The organism is Marinomonas sp. HM11-D, from assembly GCF_057626615.1.
On sequence record NZ_JBMMKT010000006.1, the window covers coordinates 49,139 to 72,057 of the forward strand.

The 22,919-nt window shown below is 48.8% G+C and carries 15 protein-coding genes; 13 read left to right on the forward strand and 2 right to left on the reverse strand.

Features of this window, described 5'->3' with window-relative positions; genetic code table 11:
* The first annotated feature begins 47 nt into the window (after positions 1-47).
* From ACOSVP_RS10575 to ACOSVP_RS10610, 8 genes are all read left to right on the forward strand, one after another.
* Entirely contained in the window at positions 48-920 is an 873-nt protein-coding gene (locus tag ACOSVP_RS10575; RefSeq protein ID WP_487347469.1) for a hypothetical protein, read from the forward strand.
* Positions 917-1,594: a hypothetical protein gene (locus ACOSVP_RS10580; RefSeq protein WP_487347470.1), complete on the forward strand. Its 678-nt coding sequence runs from the start codon at positions 917-919 to the stop codon at positions 1,592-1,594. The genes ACOSVP_RS10575 and ACOSVP_RS10580 overlap by 4 nt, the downstream gene beginning before the upstream one ends.
* A 1-nt stretch (position 1,595) precedes the next feature.
* The gene (locus ACOSVP_RS10585) at positions 1,596-2,798 is read left to right on the forward strand and encodes a type IV pilus secretin PilQ (RefSeq protein WP_487347471.1); all 1,203 of its coding nucleotides are present in this window, start codon (positions 1,596-1,598) and stop codon (positions 2,796-2,798) included.
* A 38-nt stretch (positions 2,799-2,836) separates the two neighbouring features.
* Positions 2,837-3,376, forward strand: a complete 540-nt coding sequence (aroK, locus tag ACOSVP_RS10590; RefSeq protein WP_487347472.1) for a shikimate kinase AroK — start codon at positions 2,837-2,839, stop codon at positions 3,374-3,376.
* A gap of 4 nt (positions 3,377-3,380) precedes the next feature.
* Positions 3,381-4,478: a 3-dehydroquinate synthase gene (gene aroB, locus ACOSVP_RS10595; RefSeq protein ID WP_487347473.1), complete on the forward strand. Its 1,098-nt coding sequence runs from the start codon at positions 3,381-3,383 to the stop codon at positions 4,476-4,478.
* Between the two features lie 28 nt (positions 4,479-4,506).
* Complete coding sequence (locus ACOSVP_RS10600) at positions 4,507-6,117, forward strand: ATP-binding protein (protein WP_487347474.1); 1,611 nt, start codon at positions 4,507-4,509, stop codon at positions 6,115-6,117.
* A 399-nt stretch (positions 6,118-6,516) separates the two neighbouring features.
* Positions 6,517-10,968, forward strand: coding sequence for a glutamate synthase large subunit (gene gltB / locus ACOSVP_RS10605; protein ID WP_487347475.1), 4,452 nt, complete (start codon positions 6,517-6,519; stop codon positions 10,966-10,968).
* Between the two features lie 85 nt (positions 10,969-11,053).
* A complete protein-coding gene (locus ACOSVP_RS10610; RefSeq protein ID WP_487347476.1) occupies positions 11,054-12,475 on the forward strand; it encodes an FAD-dependent oxidoreductase in 1,422 nt (473 codons plus the stop codon).
* A 117-nt stretch (positions 12,476-12,592) separates the two neighbouring features.
* Here the strand turns inward: ACOSVP_RS10610 and ACOSVP_RS10615 are convergent, their stop codons facing one another.
* Both ACOSVP_RS10615 and ACOSVP_RS10620 read right to left on the reverse strand, forming a co-directional pair.
* Positions 12,593-13,501 carry a phosphatase PAP2 family protein gene (locus ACOSVP_RS10615; protein ID WP_487347477.1) on the reverse strand — a complete coding sequence of 303 codons (909 nt, stop codon included), beginning with the start codon at positions 13,499-13,501 and terminating at the stop codon, positions 12,593-12,595.
* 213 nt (positions 13,502-13,714) lie between these two features.
* Positions 13,715-14,632: a phosphatase PAP2 family protein gene (locus tag ACOSVP_RS10620; protein WP_487347478.1), complete on the reverse strand. Its 918-nt coding sequence runs from the start codon at positions 14,630-14,632 to the stop codon at positions 13,715-13,717.
* Between the two features lie 455 nt (positions 14,633-15,087).
* Between ACOSVP_RS10620 and ACOSVP_RS10625 the strand changes: the two genes are divergently transcribed.
* The 5 genes from ACOSVP_RS10625 to xdhB all read left to right on the forward strand — a co-directional run bounded on the left by ACOSVP_RS10625 (position 15,088) and on the right by xdhB (position 22,914).
* The gene (locus ACOSVP_RS10625) at positions 15,088-17,313 is read left to right on the forward strand and encodes a methyl-accepting chemotaxis protein (protein ID WP_487347479.1); all 2,226 of its coding nucleotides are present in this window, start codon (positions 15,088-15,090) and stop codon (positions 17,311-17,313) included.
* Between the two features lie 24 nt (positions 17,314-17,337).
* Entirely contained in the window at positions 17,338-18,000 is a 663-nt protein-coding gene (locus ACOSVP_RS10630) for an NADPH-dependent FMN reductase (protein WP_487347480.1), read from the forward strand.
* Positions 18,001-18,188: 188 nt separating this feature from the next.
* Positions 18,189-18,872: a P-loop NTPase family protein gene (locus tag ACOSVP_RS10635; protein ID WP_487347481.1), complete on the forward strand. Its 684-nt coding sequence runs from the start codon at positions 18,189-18,191 to the stop codon at positions 18,870-18,872.
* 252 nt (positions 18,873-19,124) lie between these two features.
* Positions 19,125-20,579, forward strand: a complete 1,455-nt coding sequence (xdhA, locus tag ACOSVP_RS10640) for a xanthine dehydrogenase small subunit (RefSeq protein ID WP_487347482.1) — start codon at positions 19,125-19,127, stop codon at positions 20,577-20,579.
* Complete coding sequence (gene xdhB / locus ACOSVP_RS10645; RefSeq protein WP_487347483.1) at positions 20,572-22,914, forward strand: xanthine dehydrogenase molybdopterin binding subunit; 2,343 nt, start codon at positions 20,572-20,574, stop codon at positions 22,912-22,914. Before xdhA ends, xdhB begins: the two co-directional genes overlap by 8 nt.
* Positions 22,915-22,919: the final 5 nt, after the last annotated feature.

Consider the following 22,919-nt stretch of genomic DNA (forward strand, 5'->3'; position numbering starts at 1 on the left):
CTTGTTTGCAAGCCACGGAAGGCTAACTACAGTTCATGGAGGGAACCATGTCTTTCTTTACTCGCCCCTATTTGCTGATCTGGCGTGATAATGCTTGGTTAGCGCTGTCGAAAAAACAGTATTTTCAACTGCAACAGGAAGGTGTGACGGCGGCATCTTTAGCTGTAGATTGTTCTATTGATGAGGCTCTGCATCAGTTAGCCTCTTTTCTGCGTCATCGCAAACGCAAGCCCGTCGCAGTATTGTTGCCCGATGCTTGGTTGGAGCTTGGGGAATGTGATCTAGACTCGGATTTACCTCAGTCATTACATATGCTTGCGGCGCATACCCAAACTGGACAAATGTTTGTCCGTGAAAGCTCAGTGCAAATGATCAGCTATGTGACCAACACTGCACGCAGCGCGGCCATGCATGTGGCGACACTCCCCAAAATCTATTTTGATGCCTTTGCTCAATTGGGTATTCATCGTGTTTACAGCGAAGCATTGATACAACGTAGTGAGCTTACTTCATGGCGCAAACTAACCTGCTTTATGCGTCCTTTCGTATTGTACAAAGCAGACTACTTAGAACGCCAGACTGAGCGTCGTTACCGCATTACACTCGCTAGCTTGATGTTATTGGTCGCCCTTGCCAGTAGCTGGCTGGCTTTTGATTTGGTCAGACAAACGCCGGACCCTGTTCCGGCCTTTCAATGGCCGTGGCCCATTAGCGATAGCAATCGTATGGATGTGGTGGATAGCCTTACCTATCTCCGTACTTTACCAACCTCCCTGAGACTTGATGATGTGCGCATCAGCATGGAGCAGATTCATTTGTCCGTGACGGGCGATGTTAGCGACTTGCAACTCTGGCAAGCGAATTGGCCAAAGCAACTACCACCGCTACAGATCATGTTGAACGGGCAGGGACCACTATGAGCGCTTCTTTTCTTCAGTGTATGACGTCGAGTAAACGTCTGAAATGGTGGTTATTATTGGAATCTTGCGTAGCGCTGTGGGGACTGCATGCTCTGTGGCAGCTGAAGAATGACTATGAGCGCTCGCTAAGTCAGTACCAATTCCAAGAAGATCAATGGCGCGCCTTGACTCAGGCCATCAGTGTGATTCCCCATGATTTACCGGCCCAAATGCAATACCAGGATGGCACCTTGATGGGAATGCGCTTGCAACAAACCATGGAGCTTAATGATTGGCGTGCCATTATTGATGAATTGCATAAACGTTTTTGGTTGACCCCGACGGCGGTCGAGTGGCGACGGGAGGGTTATCAATGGTTTGCAGACATCACTTGGCGTTTTGTTCGCCCTAGCACGCTGAAGCCGGATGTGAATATCCTGCCATTTGAGCGGCAACAAGCATGGCCGGTGCAGGGCACCTTAGTCAGCACCTTACATGGCCAGCGTTCGGCGGCCTTGATTAAAATTAACCAAGAAGAAAAGTGGTTATATGAGGGCAGTTGGCTACCGCAATTGCAAGCCACGCTGGCACAGGTCGATCAAGAATATGTGGTGTTGCAAAATGCCCAAGGAGAAACACGGCGGCTGCATTTAGCGGCGCACCGCGCGGACATGCGTCTCGCTAAGGAGCCTTAATATGAGTTTCTTCTCAAAAGCAAAGATTATGTTGTTGATCGTTGTCGCGCTCGGGCCTTTAGGGGCGGTACCCGCATGGGCGCTGGATGTATTTGTACGCCAGCAACCGGTACAACAAGTGTTACCTCAATTGGCGGCGGAGCTGGGCACCAGCGTAGTGCTTGATCCTAATATTGATGCGGATATTACCTTATCCATCCGTGATGCCAGTTGGCAGCAGATACTTTCGGCCGTTTCGCAACAGCTGCAACTGTCCCTGCACTGGCAGGATCAGATTGCCATCTTGTCGCACAAGTCGGCCTTGACCAGCCAGGTTGACGGGGCTTTGGCGCAGGACGAAAACTGCGCCGATCGCATTTGGCATTTAAAGCATGCTAAGGCCACCTTGGTGGGAGAACATGTTAAGCAGTTCTTTAGCGATATTCGCGTCATCATTGATGCCCGCACTAACGCCCTGATGACCCATTATTGTGGCGCTGAAAATGTGCTGGAAAGCGCTATTGTCTGGCTCGATAGTCCGATGCGCCAAATCGAGATTGCCGCCGAAATTGCGCAAGTCAGTGACAGTGTTCAAGAGCAGCTGGGAGTGAACTGGCAAGCAAGACTGCTGGATTCCGCCGCGAATGGTGTCTTAGGGAATGTGGACCTTGGTATTGCGTCAGCACCGGTGAATATGGGTATGGCTGCTAGCAGTGGTTTAGTGAATTTATCGGCGACGCTGGATTGGTTAGAGCGCAATGGCTCGGCTAATATTATTGCACGGCCTAAGATTGTCACCTCGGAAGGTCAGCCAGCACGTATTGAGTCCGGCACCGAAGTACCTTATCAGGTGATGAATGATGACAACCTCAGTGTTGAGTTTCGCCAAGCTGGTCTAGTATTAGAGGTCACACCTGAGGTAAAGGATGCCTCGACTTTATTGCTTGATCTGAGAATCCATCAAGATTCTGTGGGCGATATGGTCAATGGTGTGCCGAGCTTGGAAACCAATCGCGTGCAGACCCAAGTCGAGGTGAAAAGTGGTGAGACCTTGGTGCTCGGTGGCATTTTTCGCGAGGAGCGTTTGGTCACTGTGAGCAAGGTTCCGGTGCTCGGAGATGTCCCTTTACTCGGTGCAATGTTCCGTCAACGTACTGAACAGCAAGAAAAAAGGGAACTACTTGTATTTATCACGCCAAAACTGCTAAAAATGTCGGTAAACTAGGCACTAGCCGAAAACAGTTAACTTCGAAGTACAAAATAATGATTAACGCCCCGACTATAATACTTGTGGGTCCAATGGGAGCAGGTAAAACCACTATTGGACGCCTTCTGTCGCAACAATTAGACAGAGAATTTTTCGACTCCGATCGGGTGATTGAAGAAAACGCTGGTGCCGACATTCCTTGGATCTTTGAAAAAGAAGGTGAAGAAGGATTCCGCCGCCGCGAAACACAAACGCTAGAAGCCATGCTGAGCGAAGAACAGCAACCGGTTGTGTTAGCAACCGGTGGTGGCATTGTGATGATGGAAGAAAACCGCGAGATGCTCAAACAGCAACCCTTGGTGGTTTACTTGTTTGCTTCCGTCGCGCAGCAGTTACAACGTACATCAAAAAGTAATAATCGCCCGCTGTTAAAGCAGGGTAATCCTAAGGAAACCTTAACGCGTTTGTTTGCCATCCGAGACCCGCTCTACCGTGAGGTTGCATCCGTGATTGTGGAAACCGATTCACGTCACCCTAAGACCGTTGCAAATAAAGTAATGGACGCCATTAAAAAGCATTTGGCTACGGAGGTTTAATCCAATGCGCACTCTTACCGTTGACTTAGGTGACCGCAGTTACCCGATTTACATTGGCTCAGGTATTCGCCAGCAAAAGGATCTGTTCAGTAAAGCCATCGCTGGCAAACAAGTGATGATAGTGACGAACACCACGGTGGCCGATATTTACCTAGCGGATTTAGTCGCTCTGTTAAGTGATGACTATAAAGTGGATACCTGCATTCTGCCGGATGGCGAACAGTACAAGACGCTGGCCACATACGAAACCATCATGACGTCCTTGCTGGAAGCCAAGCATAACCGTACTACGACTATCATTGCCTTAGGCGGTGGCGTGGTCGGTGATATGGCAGGCTTCGCAGCGGCCACTTACCAACGTGGCGTGCCCTTTATCCAGGTGCCAACAACGTTATTGTCTCAAGTGGATTCGTCAGTGGGCGGTAAAACGGGTGTCAACCATCCACTGGGCAAGAACATGATTGGCGCTTTTTACCAGCCGCAGGCGGTAATCATCGATAACGATACGCTGAAAACACTGCCTGAGCGCGAGTTGTCTGCGGGCATGGCGGAAGTGATTAAGTACGGTTTGATCTGTGATGCCCCATTCTTTACTTGGTTGGAAGACAATGTTGACGACCTTATGGCACTAGATGGTGAGAAAATTACCCATGCCATCTACGAGTCTTGTGCTGCCAAAGCGCGTGTTGTGGCACTAGACGAAAAAGAAGGCGGCATTCGTGCTATCTTGAATCTAGGCCACACCTTTGGCCATGCGATCGAAACAGAAATGGGCTACGGTCAATGGTTACATGGTGAAGCGGTTGCCGCTGGTACCGTGTTGGCGGTGGATTTGTCTTGGCGTATGGGCAATCTAACGGAACAAGATGTGGAACGCAGTGTCGCATTGTTAGCCAAAGCTAAGTTACCGGTATTGCCACCAAAAGGTATGAGCCGTGAAGCCTTTATCGACCGTATGCTGCTGGATAAGAAAGTGTTGGATGGCAGTTTACGCTTGGTCTTGTTGAACGCATTAGGCGATGCTTGCGTGACATCAGACTTTGCAATGGATGACTTTAATGGCTGTCTGGATGACGCTATTGAAGCGGCAAGTGCTAACTAAACAATCACACTAAGACTTGAGGACACCCATGGCGGAGCCAAACTTTCAGTTTAATCTGGAGGAAGCCTTAGATCAGCAACCCAAAGTGATGCTGAGGAATCCGTTTGGCTCGAATGACGCCCAAGTCTTCTTTTCTAGCGAAGAACGTAACCAACAATTGGGTATGTTGGAGCATCTCAGTCGCTATTCTAATTTATTGTCTGTAGTCGAAGGCGAGAGTGGCAGCGGTAAGACCCGTTTCTTGCAAGAGTTTATTCGTCTGCAAAACGATACGGCGATTATCAGTCACGTCAAAGCCAGCATGTTAATGACCGCCGGACAATTGCTACAAGGCATTTACGCTGGCTATGCCGATGTGCTCGACAGTAGCCAAGCCGATACGTCCTTTGGCCCGTTATTAAAATTTGCCCATGAGGCAGAAGAAAAAGGCCAAAAGGCGATTATATTGATCGACAATGCTCATGAGCTGAATACCGATGCGGTAATCATGCTGATGGATATGATGTCGTTAGCCACGGAATCCCAAGAAGTCCCCCATGTGGCGCTTTTTACAGAATATTCGTTGGCGCGCAATTTGGACGTTTATCAGAGTAGTCGTTATGAGCAGCTGAGCCATGAGCTGGCGTTAGCGCCTTTCAACCTCGACCAAACTCGTGCTTATCTATTACATCGCGTGCGTGCTATTGGTGGCGGTATTAATTTGCCCTTTAGCGAACGAGAGGTGAAGAAGATTTATCAGTTGTCTGGCGGTATGCCGGGCGCGATTAATAAAGCCGCGCTGGCGATGATGGGCGATGCCAAGGCGGCAGAGTCGCTGACGAATGAGAAGAAAGCTTGGTTCAAGCTGCCTAAGACAGGATTATCGTTTGGTTTCCCTGTGGTGCACATGGCCTTAATGTCGGTAGTGATGCTCGGCATTCTAGTGGCGGTAGTGTTTAATGATGAAGAAGAAACGCCTGTTAATAACACCCGTTTAGCGCCGATTGGACAAAATGCACCACGCCAAGCGAGTTCAGAAACCCTCGCGCGTATCGAAGCCATGCAACGTCAGATCGGTCAAGAATCCCCCGTGTCGCTACCGCCTATTCCAGCGGAAGCGCTGCAACCGAATCAGAATCAGAATAATTCACCAAATTTGTCGGTGAATACAGGTTCGAGCATTACCACTGCCCCGATTCGCCTAGCGCCAGTGGAATCGTCTGCGCCATTGCCAGCAGACGATAATTCTCCCGTGGTGACGACGCCAATCCTGCAAACGGCTGGACAAGCCCAGACGACGAGTGCGCCAGAACCTGAGCGTATTCCGCTTGAACAAAGCTCGAGCGTAGATCCGTTTGATAAAACCCAAGCCTGGCTGGACCGTAACCCTAGTCGCTACACCTTGCAATTACTGGGCACGCACAATCGTGACACGGTGCAAGAGTTTATCCGTGATCAGGGCAGTCTCAACGCCTTCAGTTACTTCCAATCCCAGCACAATGGTCGCGACTGGTACGTGGTGGTCTACGGTGAATACCGTAACCGCAGCGAAGCCATTGCGGCGGCAGAAAATCTGCCTCAAGGGCTACGCCAGTTGAATCCATGGGCGCGAAGTGTGCGTGGAATTCAGCAAGATATCCGCAAAGCAGGCGGACAATAAGCAAAGAATATGACCCTTAGCGCCGCTGAGATGCTTTTTTATGGGTGTTTTTGTCGCTTTTTTATAAAAAATTTATCAAAAAAGTAAAAAAAACCATATTCGACTGAATAACCCCCATTACCAGTGATTTTTTCTGCCCCCAATTACGCCAACCATAGATAATTCTCCTCTACTGTGAGAATGGTTTTCATCTAGCTCCTGTTTTTCCTACTGTTTGGTCAATTCTTAGACGTCGTGATTTGAGCACTTTCAAATCGCAGAGTAGTATCGATGCCAGTTTGAATGGTTAGGTGGGTCTATAAAAACCATTTCACGAGCACTTCCGTTTGCTTGTCCGCCTAACTTTTATAAGAAGTAATCGAGTAGAGTTTTCTACATATTAACTGTGGGAGTTGGTGTATGAATGCAGGCCTTTATCGTCCTGGCGAGTTCAAAGACAACTGTGGGTTTGGACTAATTGCTCACATGGAAGGGACGTCAAGTCACGACCTTCTTAAGACCGCAATCGAATCCTTAACTAGTATGACACACCGTGGTGGTATCGCTGCCGATGGTAAAACGGGTGACGGCTGTGGTTTGTTGATTCAAAAACCAGATGCTTTTCTACGTGAACAAGCGCAAACGTTGTTTAACCATGTGTTTTCTGATCTATACGGTGTGGGTATGGTCTTTATGGACCAAGACGCTGCGCTTGCGGATGAGCAACGTGAAACGCTGACTAAAGCACTAGAAGCAGAAGGATTAAATGTAGTGGGCTGGCGTGATGTGCCAGTGGATCCTTCTTGCCTAGGTACTATCGCGTTAGATTGCCTACCTCGCATTGAGCAAGTCTTTGTCGACAGTAACCGTCTGGATGCGCGCACCTTCGCAACACGTTTGTTTGTAGCTCGTCGCCGTTCTGAAATCGCGCTAGCGCAATACGAAAACTTCTACATCTGTTCTTTGTCGGACAAGGTATTGGCCTACAAAGGCTTGATGATGCCAGTTGACCTGCCAACCTTCTACAAAGACCTTGGCAACGAAAAAGTTAAAACCGCGATCTGTGTATTCCACCAACGTTTCTCAACCAACACACTACCAAAATGGCCGCTAGCACAGCCATTCCGTATGTTGGCGCACAACGGTGAGATCAACACTATCGAAGGTAACCGTAACTGGGCAATCGCCCGCGGTAGCAAGTTGCGTTCACCTTTGTTACCTGAAATTCCAGAGTTAACCCCAATCGTTAACCTAAACGGTTCTGACTCGTCTTCGATGGACAACATGTTAGAGCTATTGGTCACTGGTGGTATGGATATCTTCCGTGCGGCTCGTATGATCATTCCACCAGCGTGGCAAAACGTTGAAAACATGGATCCAGAAATTCGTGCCTTCTACGAGTTTAACTCGATGCACATGGAGCCGTGGGATGGTCCAGCAGGCCTAGTCATGACTGACGGTCGTCATGCGATCTGTATGTTGGACCGTAACGGTCTGCGTCCAGCGCGTTGGGTAGTGACTAAAAACGGTTACATCACACTGGCTTCTGAAGTCGGTACTTATGACTACAAACCTGAAGACGTGGTGTCCAAAGGCCGTGTTGGTCCAGGTAAGATGTTGGTGGTCGATACTCAGACCGGCCAAGTGCTGCATACTGAAGACATTGATAACAAACTGAAATCTGCACACCCATACAAAAAGTGGTTGAAGCAGGAGGGTTTGCGTATTGAAGCGCTTCTTCAAGAGCATTCCATGGAGTTTGAGCCTTTCACGCCAGATCAAATGCTGACTTACCAAAAGATGTTCCAAGTGTCTTTTGAAGAGCGCGATCAGATCTTCCGTCCATTGGCGGAAAGCGGTCACGAAGCAGTGGGTTCTATGGGTGACGACACGCCGATGGCGGTCATGTCAAACCAGACGCGTCCAGTGTCGGATTATTTCCGTCAGAAGTTCGCACAGGTGACCAACCCACCAATCGACCCACTACGTGAGTCGGTGGTGATGTCGCTTGAGACATTGATCGGTGTTGAGCGTAACCTATTTGAAGAAACACCAAAACACGCCAACCGTATCATTCTATCGTCGCCAGTACTGTCGCCACGTAAGTACAGCCGACTATTAGCGTTAGAAGATCACCGTTTCCGTCTAGTGCGTCTAAACACCACGTACAACCCAGAGGAAATTAGCTTAGAGCAAGCGATTCGCAACTTGCAGATTAGTGCTGAAGAAGTGGTGCGTAACGGTGCCGTGATCGTCGTATTGACGGACCGTGAATTTGATAAAGGTAACTTGCCAATCCCAGCGGCGATGGCGGTGGGGGCAGTGCACCATCACCTAACGGAAGCCGGTCTACGCTGTGACTCCAACATCATTGCAGACACGGGCTTTGCACGTGATCCGCATCAGTTCGCCGTATTACTAGGCTTTGGTGCGACAGCGGTTTACCCATACCTTTCTTACCGTTTGATCAACGACTTGATCGACAAAGGTGAAGTCTTGGGTGACCCAATTGCCTGTCACCAGAAGTACCGTAAAGGCATCAATAAAGGCCTGATGAAAATCATGTCTAAGATGGGTATCTCGACCGTTGCCTCTTACCGTGGTGCACAACTGTTTGAAGCAGTTGGTCTGGACAGTAAAGTAGTTGACCTGTGTTTCAAAGGCGTACCAAGCCGTATCCAAGGTTCAACCTTCGCCGACTTCCAACGTGAGCAGCAAGTGATTTCGGATAACGCTTGGAAAGCGCGTAAGCCAATTAACCAAGGTGGTTACCTAAAATACGTTCACGGTCAGGAATACCACGCGTTCAACCCTGATGTGGTGCGTAACCTACAAGCTTCGGTAAGTAGCGGTAAGTTTGAAGATTTCAGCAAGTACGCGGAGCTGGTAAACACTCGCCCAGCGTCCATGCTACGTGACCTATTTGGTCTAAAAGAAGACATCAAGCCAGTGGCGGTGGATGAAGTAGAATCGATCGAAGAGATCCTACCGCGCTTTGACTCGGCGGGTATGTCGCTAGGTGCGCTTTCTCCAGAAGCACACGAAGCCCTAGCGCAAGCGATGAACGAACTAGGCTGTCGCTCAAACTCCGGTGAAGGTGGTGAAGACCCAGCGCGTCACGGTACCGAGCGTCGTTCTAAGATTAAGCAGATCGCATCGGGCCGTTTTGGTGTTACACCAGAATATCTAGTCAACGCAGAAGTACTGCAGATCAAGGTAGCGCAAGGTGCGAAACCAGGTGAGGGTGGTCAGCTACCAGGTGGTAAAGTAAACGGTCTAATCGCGCGTCTACGTTACTCGGTACCAGGTGTCACACTGATTTCGCCACCACCACACCACGACATTTACTCGATCGAAGACTTGGCGCAGCTGATCTTCGACTTGAAACAAGTGAACCCAGATGCCTTGGTATCGGTGAAACTGGTGTCTGAGCCAGGTGTCGGTACGATTGCCGCAGGCGTGGCGAAAGCCTACGCTGACTTGATCACGATTTCGGGTTACGACGGTGGTACAGCGGCCTCGCCAATTACCTCGATTCGTCACGCGGGTTCGCCATGGGAGCTTGGTCTTGCAGAAGCGCAGCAAGCACTTCGAGCTAACGACCTTCGTGGCAAGATCCGTCTGCAAACAGACGGTGGCCTAAAAACCGGTCTAGACGTGGTGAAAGCTGCGATTCTAGGGGCAGAAAGCTTCGGTTTTGGTACCACACCAATGGTGGCGATGGGCTGTAAGTTCCTACGTATCTGTCACCTAAACAACTGTGCGACAGGTGTGGCAACTCAGGATCAAAAACTGCGTGAAGAGTACTTCACCGGTACCGTAGAAATGATCAAAAACTTCTTCCGCTTTATGGCCGAAGATACCCGTCAGTGGATGGCGAAATTAGGTGTCACTAAGATGGCTGACCTAATTGGCCGTACTGACCTGCTAACGCTGTTGCCAGGTGAAACCAGCAAACAAGCGAACTTGGATCTATCGCCAATCCTGAATAACGATGCGATCCCAGCAGAAAAACCACAGTACTGCCAAGTGCCATTTAACCCACCACATGACAAAGGCCTATTGGCTGAGAAAATGTGGGCAACGGTACAGAACGCGGTGGAAGAGAAAGAAGGCGGAGAGTTTGCATTTAATGTGACGAACCAAGACCGTTCGATCGGTGCGCGTCTATCGGGTGAAATCGCGAAACGCTACGGCAACCAAGGTATGGCAGATCAGCCGATTACCTTGAAGCTAACCGGTACGGCAGGTCAGTCTTTCGGTGTGTGGAATGCCGGTGGTTTGAACATGTACCTAGAAGGCGATGCCAACGACTACGTGGGTAAAGGTATGACCGGCGGTAAGCTGGTGGTACGTCCACCAAAAGGTTCAGCGTTTGAATCGAACAAGTCAGCGATCATCGGTAACACCTGTTTGTACGGTGCCACAGGCGGTACCTTGTACGCAGTGGGTACAGCAGGCGAGCGTTTCGGCGTGCGTAACTCTGGCTGTCATGCGGTTATCGAAGGGGCGGGCGATCACTGTTGTGAATACATGACTGGCGGTTTGATCACGGTATTGGGTAACACTGGTTACAACTTCGGTGCTGGTATGACCGGTGGTTTTGCCTACGTACTTGACCTTGATCGTACCTTCGTTGACAAATTCAACCACGAATTGGTTGAGATCCAGCGTGTTGGTACTGAGCTGACGGAAGAATACCGTTCACACCTACGTAGTGTGATCGAAGAGTATGTTCGCGAAACTGATAGCGAGTGGGGCCATGAAATCCTAGAAAACTTCTACGATTACATCGGCAAGTTCTGGTTAGTGAAACCAAAAGCCGCAAGCCTTGGACAACTGTTGGCGAATACTCGTCAGCGTCCAGAATAAGTTTGGTTTAAGAGAACGTTCCTAACCCAGTTTGACCCATTTGAAAGAGTGCCGCGCCGTGCGCGGCCACAGGAGATAGCAGCTTATGTCTGAGCGCTTGAACAACGTATTTCAATTTGTTGAAGTAGATCGTAAAGATCCAAAGAAAAAGCCACTGCTGACACGTAAATCTCAGTTCGTGGAAATTTATCGTCCATTCGAAGAGCCACAAGCAAAAGACCAAGCACACCGCTGTCTTGAGTGTGGTAACCCTTACTGTGAATGGAAATGTCCGGTACACAACTACATCCCAAACTGGTTGAAGTTGGTGTCTGAGGGCAACATTTTAGAAGCGGCCGAGCTTAGCCACCAAACTAACTCGCTACCAGAAGTATGTGGTCGCGTCTGTCCACAGGATCGTCTATGTGAAGGCGCTTGTACTCTAGGCGAAGGCGGCTTTGGTGCCGTCACCATCGGTTCGGTTGAGAAATACATCACTGACACGGCGTTTGCATTGGGCTGGCGTCCAGATATGTCGAAAGTCGTACCGGTTGATAAAACCGTGGCTATCGTTGGTGCAGGTCCTGCAGGCCTAGCCTGTGCGGACATCTTGGTACGTAACGGCGTTAAGCCGGTGGTATTCGACAAGAACCCAGAAATCGGTGGTCTACTGACCTTCGGTATTCCTGAGTTCAAACTTGAAAAATCAGTGATGACGCGCCGTCGTGAAGTATTTGAAGAAATGGGCGTTGAGTTCGTGCTAGGCACAAGCGTAGGCGACGACGTCCCGTTTGAGCACCTACTAGAAGAATACGATGCAGTATTCCTAGGCATGGGTACTTACAAATACATGAAAGGTGGCTTCCCAGGTGAAGAGCTACCAGGTGTATACGACGCGCTAGACTTCCTAATCTCTAACGTAAACCACTGTCTAGGCTTTGAAGAAGATGAAGACGACTTCATCAGCATGAAAGGCAAGCAAGTAGTGGTATTAGGAGGTGGTGATACGGCGATGGACTGTAACCGTACCTCGATCCGTCAAGGCGCGAAGACAGTGACTTGTGCTTACCGTCGTGACGAAGAGAACATGCCAGGTTCGCGCAAAGAAGTGCGCAACGCTCGTGAAGAGGGTGTGCAGTTCCTATTTAACCGTCAGCCAGTGGAAATCGTCGGCGATGGCAAAGTAGAAGGCATCAAAGTAGTGGAAACACAAATGGGCGAGCCAGATGAAAATGGCCGTCGTAGCGCAGAAGTGATCGAAGGCAGTGAGCAAATCATCCCTGCTGATGTGGTACTGGTTGCGTTCGGTTTCCAACCAAGCCCAGCGCCATGGTTTGAGAAATTCGGCATCGAAACCGATAGCCGTGGCCGCGTATTAGCACCACGTGACAGCAAGTTCATGTTCCAGACCACGAACGAAAAAATCTTCGCCGGTGGTGATATGGTGCGTGGTTCTGACCTAGTGGTGACAGCGATCGACGAAGGCCGTAAAGCGGCTGAAGGCATCATGGATTACCTAGGCGTATAAGTTTCGTCATGTGATACCACGTTTGTGGTGTCTCATCTAAGCCCCTTCCGTATGGTTGGGGCTTTTTTTGTCCCTAGGTCTTAGCCAAGAGCAGGGCCGCCTTGTCGCTCTGTGATATCAAAGTCCCTGCTGTAGGGATGGCGATTTTTGGGACGCTAGTATGCTTTTAGTTGGGAAAAATTTCTTTACCGCACTCCAAATTGCCACGGTCGTTAGAATAGAGATATAGCCATCCAGTGCATAATGCCAGCCTAAATGCACCGAACCAATCAGTATAATGATTAGATACCCCCAGCCCACAAGACCTAATATTCGATTAATGTTGGCAAGTGAAAGTGCCATAAGGGTTGCAACAGAAACATGCATGCTTGGCATGGCTGATATACCGCCACCGAACGTTGAGGATCCAGAAATGTAGGACTGCCAGAGCAGGTCTTGTATGTTCAGAGACCAAATGCCGAGGAAATGATTGCTTTGTTGAAGCTCAAGATTCTGTGCATTAAGCGTCTCAAATAGGGCTCCGAATGGGGCTGTGTTTTGGTAAAGATGGTCGTAGTAGCAAGGGCCAGCGGAAGAAAATAAGATAGCAAGAAAATTTCCGTTTATTACCCAACATAATAAAAAGGTAATGATGGAGTTTTTTCTTAGGCTTTCTCTACTTTTTGAAAAACAAAAGTACATTAAGAATATCCAGAAGAAAAAGAACCAAAGGTTATAAAATAGGTTCAGTATTCCGGATAAAAAACTAGTATTGAATAGTTTATGGGTTAGTTCCCATGGGTGATTGTTGAAGTGGAGATAGTAGTCTGCTTTGACTAGAAATGGATCAAGATAGAAGGGCACTATGTTCGGTATAAATTGCTTGGTCGTGGTGTATATGGAAAATACAATCGAGATAAAAGCCAGGATGATGACAAGGTTCACTGATTCATAAGGGTTTTTTATGTGATGTGATAGGGGGCTTAAAAACGCTCTGATGGGGTTCTTTTCACGAGTAATAATGATTCTTATGAAGTTGACAATCATAGCCAGGGTGCCCGTTAGGATTGAGGCTCTTATGATGGTCTCAAAATAAATGGAGGTGCTTAGTGGGACATCCAAAAGAATATGTGTGTTGAAATGAATAAACACTATTACAATGCATATTAGATAGATGTCTATGTCTCTTTTTATTGGCTGTGAATCTAGATTTATTCTCATGGATTTGACAGTCCTTTTAATGCATATGACCTAATTCATCTAGGCCTTCTCTCGGCTCAAATTAGGGTTTGGCAAAAATTTCTTTATCGCATACCAAATGGCAATGGTTAGAGGAATAGAAACATAACCATCTAACGCATAGTGCCAACCAAGATGCACTGAGCCAATTAGGATAACAACTAAGTATAGCCAACCAATGATGCCTAGTTTTTTATTTAATGCGGATAAGCTTAATGCCATCAGTGTTGCCATGGATACATGCATACTTGGCATCGCAGAAATTCCTGCTCCAAATATCGATGAGTCTGAAATGTAAGCATTCCATAAATCTTGCTGGGTTTTTAATGCCCATACCCCTAAAAATCCATCCCTTTCTAATAATTCATTGTTTTGCGTTTTTAATAACTCCATTAATGGGTCAAATAAAGGTTTTTTTTCATAAACATAACCGTAGTAGCAAGGGCCCACAGAAGATAAGAAAATGGCTAATAGTCCACCCACAATCATCCAGCTAGCGATAAAGCTAATGATGGCTTGCTGTCTTATTTGTGATTTATGGACGGCCATGCAAAAGTAAATGATGAAGATCCAGCAAAAGAAAAACCATAGATTATAGAGTAGGTTAATAATGCCAGTGGCTAAACTGCTGCTAAAAATTGCATGTGTGATTTCCCATGCTTGATGCCCAAAATGAATCTTTTCTTCAACAGTAACAAGCAGAGGATCTAAGTAGTAGGGGATTAAAAAGGGGATAGAGTCTTTGGTGCTGGAATAAACTGATAATACAAAAGAGATCGCACTTAGGATAAAAATAAAATTGATTGCTTCACTCGGATTTCTTAGAGGGTATTTGATGATCTCAAAATACTTTCCTAAAGGATGTTTCTCTTTTCGATAGATTAGCACGAATAAATAAGCAACCAAGCCGAGTAATCCTGTGAGAACAAATGCTTTCATCGTGAAGACTAGGTATAGATTTGAGAGAAAGGGGGTGCCAAACACGGCATGTGCAGCGAAGTGGATGAGGACTATGGCTATCGTAAAAAGATAGATGAATTTATCTCTTTTAAAAGGAGTTGTATCGAACCTTACCATGAAACAGTCCTATTAGAATGAATGCAATGTACCTAATACTTGATCGCTCTTCTCTTGGTAGAAGGAGATCATTTATCCTTCTGTGCCGTTTTTTATGTCCTATGTAGGTTAGCGACAAATTAGTTCGAATTGTGTGTTTATCCCGACAAAGAAACAAAAAACAACAATACTTACATAATGTAACACTATAATTTGCTTGAACGATTTTTGCACATCTCCCAAGATCCAAAAATAAGTATAAAAACAATCAAAGTCATGCTGTTTATGACTGAGTGGGGCCCTTTCTCAATCGTTTTACTTAGTCACAATAGGACATAATGATGAGTTTTAAGCGTAAGATTGTACTTATTTTACTGGGTGTAGGGATTTTGCCTGCGCTCTTGATGGCCACGGTGCTGACTTGGTTGTCATCTCAATCCCTTTCACAATCGGTATTTGACCACTTATCCTCGATACGCAGTGCCAAAGCGGTGACCGTTACCCATTACCTTGATACCTTATCAAAGGAAGTGGAGATTTTGGCGCAAAGCCCAGATGTTAAGCAGGCGCTCAATACCTTTGATAGTGCGTTTTACTCGGTGCCAACAGAAATCTCTGCTACCCAGCAGCAGTCGCTGCGTAGTTATTATGAAGGGCAATTTCTACCGCGCTGGCGCGAACAGAATACTCAGGCGAGTTCCCAAGATGTGGCGAACCTAATGAATTCTTTGACGCCACAAGCGAAGTATCTGCAATACCAATACATCTCTAACAATACTCATCCGGTGGGCGGCAAAGATAACCTTTTGCTGGATAACGGTAATACTGACTACAGCGCTGAGCATCAACGTATCCACCCGTACATGCGCACCATTCAACAACGTTTTGGCTTCTACGATTTGTTTATTGTGGATATGAAGGGCTCAGTGGTCTACACCGTCTTCAAAGAGCTCGATTTTGCCACCAATTTGAAAAATGGCCCTTATGCTAACTCAGGTCTTGCGGATGCTTATAACAAGGCATTAGGCCTTAGTCAAAATCAGGTTAACGTTACCGACTTTTCTTTATATGTACCGTCTTATGATGCCCCGGCAGGGTTTATTTCCTCTCCGGTGTTTGAGAATGGTCAGAAGATAGGCGTCATGATTGCCCAGTTCCCGATTGATCAGTTGAATGCGGTTATGGGAGAGCGGGATGGCTTAGGCGCCACCGGTGAAACCTATCTCGTGGGCCGTGATGGTTTGATGCGCTCGGATTCTTTCTTGGACCCAGAAAATCATTCTGTACTAGCGTCGTTTACCAATCAGCAAACAGGTCGCGTTGATACCGAAGCGGTGCGTGCGGCACAAAATAGCCAAACGGGCACTCGAATTATTTCTGATTACAATGGTAATCCCGTGCTATCGGCTTTTGCCCCATTGCCGTTTGCGGGCTTGGGTTGGAGCATCTTGGCGGAGATCGACGAAGCGGAAGCCATGGCGTCCCGTAACAATATGATCACCATCAGCATGATTTTGGTGGCGCTTAGTGCCGTGCTAGGCGTGGTGATTGCGCTAATAGTCGCACGTATGGTGTTGCGTCCGTTAGGTGCCGAGCCAAACACCATGCGAGAAATTGCCGATCGTATTGCTAATGGGGATTTAACCGTGCAGTTCAGCCACAGTAATGACAGCAGTGTTTACCGCTCCATGGCGGTCATGACCGAAGGTCTGCGCTCATTGGTGGCAGAGATTCGTAACAGTGCTAAGCATCAATCTGAAACGGCTCATGAACTGGCGGTGATCTCCGAACAGACTTCCGGTGCCATTCGTGAGCAACATGCCAATACCACGCAAATTGCAGCGGCGACCTCGCAAATGAGCTCAACGTCTGGTGAAGTATCGCAAACCATTCAAGGTGTGGCGAGTGCCACTCGAGAAGCGAAAGAGAAGGTCACCGAAGGGGTTCAAATTGCCGCATCGGCTTCTACCGCACTGCAGGCGATGGCGCAGGAATTGGAAAAATCAGGTGAGCAAGTGGATATTCTTGCGCAACAAGTCTTATCGATTTCCTCTGTGCTAGAAAGCATCCAAGGTATCTCGGATCAAACCAACCTGCTAGCGCTGAATGCGGCGATCGAAGCAGCGCGAGCGGGCGAAAGCGGTCGAGGCTTTGCCGTAGTGGCCGATGAAGTGCGTACCTTGGCGCAAAGTACACAGCAAGAGACTGAGCAGATTTCTAATATCATTCATCAACTGCAAAGTGGCGCGAAGCAGGCGCAGCTACTAGTACGTGGTGGCATTGAGACGTCCCGTAAAGTGTCTGATCAAACCACCAATACGGCGGCGACACTGCGTGAGGCCATGGCTAAAGTAGATTATGTGGATGAAATGACCTTGCAAATTGCCAGCGCGGCGGAGCAACAGTCTTCGGTGTCGAATGAAATCAGTGGCAATATTGAAACCCTGAGCAGCAGTTCTTCTCAGATTGAACAGACCGTCGATGAGATTTCGCGCTCCAGCGAAGAAGTGGCACGTTTGTCTGGGGATTTGAATGTCTTGGTGGATAAGTTTAAGGTGGCTTAAACTGATTCACATAAGAGTGCCAATATGAAATTCCTTATCTTTCTTGGCTCTGTTCGTACCTCAACCCCACCGCGCCCAGCGCGGTTGGGGGAGCGGGTCGCCAAAGCTTGCCTAGGTATGCTCAGTGAGGCTTATCCAGAACATGACTTTGAACTGGTTGACCCGCTGGACTATGATCAAGGTCCCGTCTTTAAACCGCATTTTGCTTATGCAAAAGGTAAAGCGCCGCAAGCGCTAGATGTTCTAGCCAATAAAATCTCCCAAGCCGATGGCTATGTCATGGTGAGCCCTGAATACAATCACTCCATGAGTCCGGCGTTAGCCAATTTATTAAACCACTTTGGTAGTTCGCTGTTTTCCTTTAAGCCCAGTGCGATCGTGACTTATTCCTCAGGGCAATGGGGCGGTATGCGGGCGGCGGTCGGTATGCGTGCCTTCTTAGCTGAACTCGGTTGTTTACCGGTATCAGCCATGATTCATGTGCCCAAGGCCCAAGAAGTGTTTGATGAAACTGGCCAGATGCTGGCTGATGCGGACGGTGAACGCTGGCAAGGCTATTTTGGACGGACCTTGAGTCAGCTAATGTGGTGGGCAGAAGCCACCTACGAGCAACGCCAGAAAGTGAACCCGTTTGTCAAAAGTGCTGCGTTTGTAAAAGATCCATCCCAGCGTAATGCACCAAAATAGTGAGTTTTCGTGTTATTTCGCTGCCTGTTCCCTAAGTGATAGTGACTATTCGCAAAACTTGCGTCTTCTCTGAGAGCGCGCATTCCTATTACGATCGCTTGCCTGTATGTTTGTTGAACGGGGTCATCACCCCGTCATAAAGCCATGCTTATAGTAGGGCAATAATTCAAATACACAGGGAGCGATACATGGGTAAGGTACACTTTGTTGGTGGTGAAAAAGGTGGTGTAGGTAAGTCAATGACGGCACGTCTATTGGCGCAGTATTACATTGACCAAGAGCTGCCGTTTCTAGGCTTTGACTGCGATGCCTCACATGGCACTTTTTCACGTTTTTACAGTGAATTCGCATCGCCAGTAGTGATTGGTGAAGAAGACAGCCTAGATGGCCTATTAGAGGCGATGGAAGCCAATCCAGACAAAGATTTGATTATTGACCTTGCTGCACAAGCTGCCAAACCACTAGGTGATTGGATCGACGATACCGATGTATTTGGTCTATTGGACGAGATGGATTACCAAGTTTGCTTGTGGCATGTGATGGACGATGGCGCGGACTCAGTGGCTCTATTGGATCAGCTTCTGGAGCGTTACCAGCAGCCCGAGCTAGAGTTTATCGTGGTACAAAATCTCGGTCGCGGCACAGATTTCTCTCGTTTCCAAAAATCTGAAACCTTCGAAAAAGCACAACAGCGCGAAGCTTACATCATTGAGTTACCTAAGCTACAGAGCAAGCTAACGCAGAAAATTGACTTCAATAACAGCAGCTTCTGGGCCGTGGCCAATAACCGCAGCCTGATGAACATCGCCGAGCGTCAACGCATGAAAGTCTGGTTACGTAATGCCTACGAGCAGTTAGCGTTTCTAGAGTAACAGCGGTTATCAGTTCTAGGCGGTGTACCCTTCACCGCCTAATCCCCTCCCTTTTCTTCTATTGATTTCAAAATTTAACCAAATGGTTAAATTTGGCAAGAATCCTGCTACCTTAACAAGTATCAACTAGCAGAAGCTCGCGAATCTGTGCGAGACTGCTTCATAGCCAATTTTATAAATCTGATAAAAAAGAACAGCTTACTATGGCAAGGAGGAGTGAAGTCGCCTTGTCTGGATAGGAGTAGCGGGAACATGATCCGTTTTCTAATGAATGATCGAGAAGTCTGTCTCGATAACTGCGCCCCAGAGTTGACGGTGCTCGAGTATCTTCGCACCAAAGCCGAACAGCGTGGCAGTAAAGAAGGCTGTGCGTCAGGTGACTGTGGTGCCTGCACAGTGGTGATCGCCGAAGCGCTTAACAATCGTCTGCAATATCGCAATATCAACAGCTGTATTACTTTGCTCGGTAGCCTGCATGGCAAGCAACTGCTAACGGTGGAGCATCTAAAACAGCAGGGCGCATTGCATCCGGTGCAACAAGCCATGGTCGATTTGCACGGTTCTCAATGTGGCTTTTGTACGCCGGGTTTTATCATGTCCATGTTTGCCCTGTACAAAAACTGCGACCTGCCGAGCCGAGCCGATGTGGAGCACGCCCTAGCAGGCAATTTATGTCGTTGTACGGGGTATCGTCCGATTATTGATGCGGCTTTGAGTCTGGCTGGCAAGGGTTCTAATGACGCTTTTTCACGCCAAGAAGCCATTACCTATACCCGCTTAACCGATATCTTGCAGCAGAACCCCAGCGCTTCCATGCAGCAAGGTCAGCGTCAGTTTTTTATCCCTACGCATAGCGATGAGTTGCTGGCCCTGTTGCTTCAGCATCCGAATGCCAAGTTAGTGGCGGGCGGCACAGACTTCTCTTTAACGATTACCCAACAATTACAACAGCCAGAGGTGGTGATTTACACCGGCCGAGTGGCGGAACTGCTACAAATTAAAGAAAGCGCTGATGCCATTAAAATCGGCGCGGCGGTGTCTTACAGTGATATGCAAACCCTGTTGCATACGCACTTTATCAGCTTTGCGGAATTGTTAGAGCGTCTTGGTTCCTTGCAAGTGCGTAATCAAGGTACCTTGGGCGGCAATATTGCCAACGCCTCACCAATCGGCGATACGCCGCCGGTATTATTGGCCCTAGATGCGCGCTTGCATCTGCGCAGCCCTGAAGGGCGTAATACGCTGCCGATCGCAGAGTTTTTTACCGGTTATCGTCAAACCAAATTACCAGCGTCGGGCTTTATTGAAGCCATCGAAATCCCGCTTCAGCCAGAGCGTCAGCTGTATGTGTATAAGATTTCTAAACGCCTTGATGATGATATTTCTGCCGTGTGTGCGGCCTTTTCTATTGAATTAGAAGGTGGTGTGGTACGCAACGCACGTCTAGGGTTTGGCGGCATGGCAGCGACGCCAGCGCGCGCCAACCATGCCGAGCTGGCGTTAAAAGGCCAGCCGTTTACCGAACAAGGTATCAAGGCCGCGCAACAGGCGCTGGCACAGGACTTCAGTCCGATTGATGATGTGCGCGCCAGCGGGGCTTATCGTTTGCAAGTGGCGCAGAACCTGTTGCTGCGCGCGGTGCTCGAACATGAGTTAGGCCAAGGCAATTCAAGTGATCAAGCCTTGGAGGTGGTGCAGTATGCGTAATTTAAAAGCCACAGGCAGCCAAGACACACAAACTAGCGGGGCGACGGGAGTTTCCCGTAAACATGAAAGCGCGCCTAAGCACGTTTCCGGTGAAGCCATCTATGTGGACGATATGCTCGAACCACGCGGCACCCTTTATGGTGCGGTAGGTTATAGCCCGATTGCCAAAGGCCGTATTACACAGATGGACCTTTCGGCCGTACGTCGTAGCGAAGGCGTAGTGGATATTCTGTTAGTGGAGGATATTCCCGGTCATACGGACATTGGTGCGGTGTTTGGCGGTGATCCGATTTTGACCTCGGATGAAATCAAATACCAAGGTCAGCCGATCTTTGTGGTGGTGGCGGAAACCGAACAACAAGCGCGTCGCGCGGTTAAACAGGCCAAGCTGGAGTACGCCGAAAGCACGCCCACCTTGGATGTGATCGAAGCGCTAGTAGCACAGCAGTTTGTGCGCCCCTCCCACTTTATGACTCATGGCGATGCCCAAGCGGCCTTGGCGAAAGCTCCCAAGCGTCTACAAGCAGAGCAGCATGTGGGCGGTCAGGAGCATTTTTACTTAGAAGGCCAAGTGGCCTTAGTGATACCCGCCGAAGATGGCGGCATGTTGGTGTACAGCTCGACGCAGCATCCGAGCGAAGTACAGAAATTGGTGGCGGAAGTCCTCAATGTGCCAGTCAATCGTATCACGGTAGACATGCGTCGCATGGGCGGTGGCTTTGGTGGTAAAGAAAGCCAAGCGGCCGCTTGGGCTTGTATGGCGGCGGCACTGGTCTTGAAAACTGGTAAACCGGTGAAGCTGCGTCTGCCCCGTGTTGATGATATGAGCATGACCGGCAAACGCCATCCGTTCTACAACACCTACGATATTGGCTTTGATGAACAAGGGCTGATCCTAGGAGCGGACATTATGGTGGCGGGTAACTGTGGTCACTCAGCGGATTTGTCCGATGCCATTGTCGATCGCGCCATGTTCCACGCCGACAACGCCTATTACCTTGCCGATGTTAACATTGCCGGTCATCGTTGTATGACCAATACCGTGTCGCACACGGCGTTTCGCGGCTTTGGTGGCCCGCAAGGCATGATGATCATTGAGCGCGCCATGGACGATATTGCTCGGGCCGTGGGCAAAGACCCTTTGGATGTACGTAAGCTCAATTTATACCGCGCAGGTGGCCGCGATACTACGCCCTATCATCAGCCAGTGGAGCATCATATGCTGCGCGAACTGATTGAGCAGTTGGAGCAAACCAGTGATTATCGTGCGCGCCGTGCTGAAATCACGGCATGGAATAAAACCAGTCGTGTGCTGAAACGAGGCCTAGCGCTGACGCCAGTGAAGTTCGGTATTTCTTTTACCTTACAACACCTTAATCAAGCGGGCGCACTGATCCATATTTACACCGATGGCAGTATTCAAGTGAACCACGGTGGCACGGAAATGGGCCAAGGCCTACACACCAAGATCATTCAAATTGTGGCCGAAGCCTTGGCGATTGATCCGAATGAGATTCAAATCACCGCTACGCGCACGGATAAGGTGCCCAATACCTCGCCGACGGCGGCATCCAGTGGGACTGACCTGAATGGTCAAGCAGCGAAAAATGCCGCACTGACGTTAAAACAACGTATGGCTGAATGCATTGCAGAGCATAAAGCCTGTGCTCTTGAAACGGTCACCTTTGCCAATGGGCGCATCTACTGGGGCGAGCAAGGTGAATCTATGAGTTTTGCTGATGGCGCTCTGTTTGCCTATGAAAACCGCGTGTCATTATCCGCCACGGGTTATTACAAAACGCCAAAAATCTGGTATGACCGCGACAATGCTAAAGGTCGTCCGTTCTTCTACTTTGCTAACGGTGCCGCAGTGTCTGAAGTGGTGGTGGATACTTTAACTGGTGAATACAAGGTGGTGGGTGTCGACATCCTGCACGATGTGGGACGCAGCCTGAACCCTGCGGTGGATCGCGGCCAGATCGAAGGGGGCTTTATTCAAGGTATGGGTTGGCTCACCACCGAAGAGTTAAAGTGGAATGCCAAGGGCACCTTGATCAGCAATGGGCCAGCGACCTATAAAATCCCCGCCATCAGCGATACGCCAAAGCGCTTTAAGGTGGATTTGTTTGAACGCGCTAATGAAGAAGACACCGTCTATCACTCCAAAGCCGTCGGTGAGCCGCCGTTTATGTTGGCGATTTCCGTCTGGTCGGCGTTGCGTGATGCGATTGCGTCCTTGTCAGATTATCGCGTCAGCCCACCATTGGACACGCCCGCCACGCCTGAGCGTGTATTGAATGCTATTATGGCGACACGAGAACTGGCGGCAGACTAATAAGG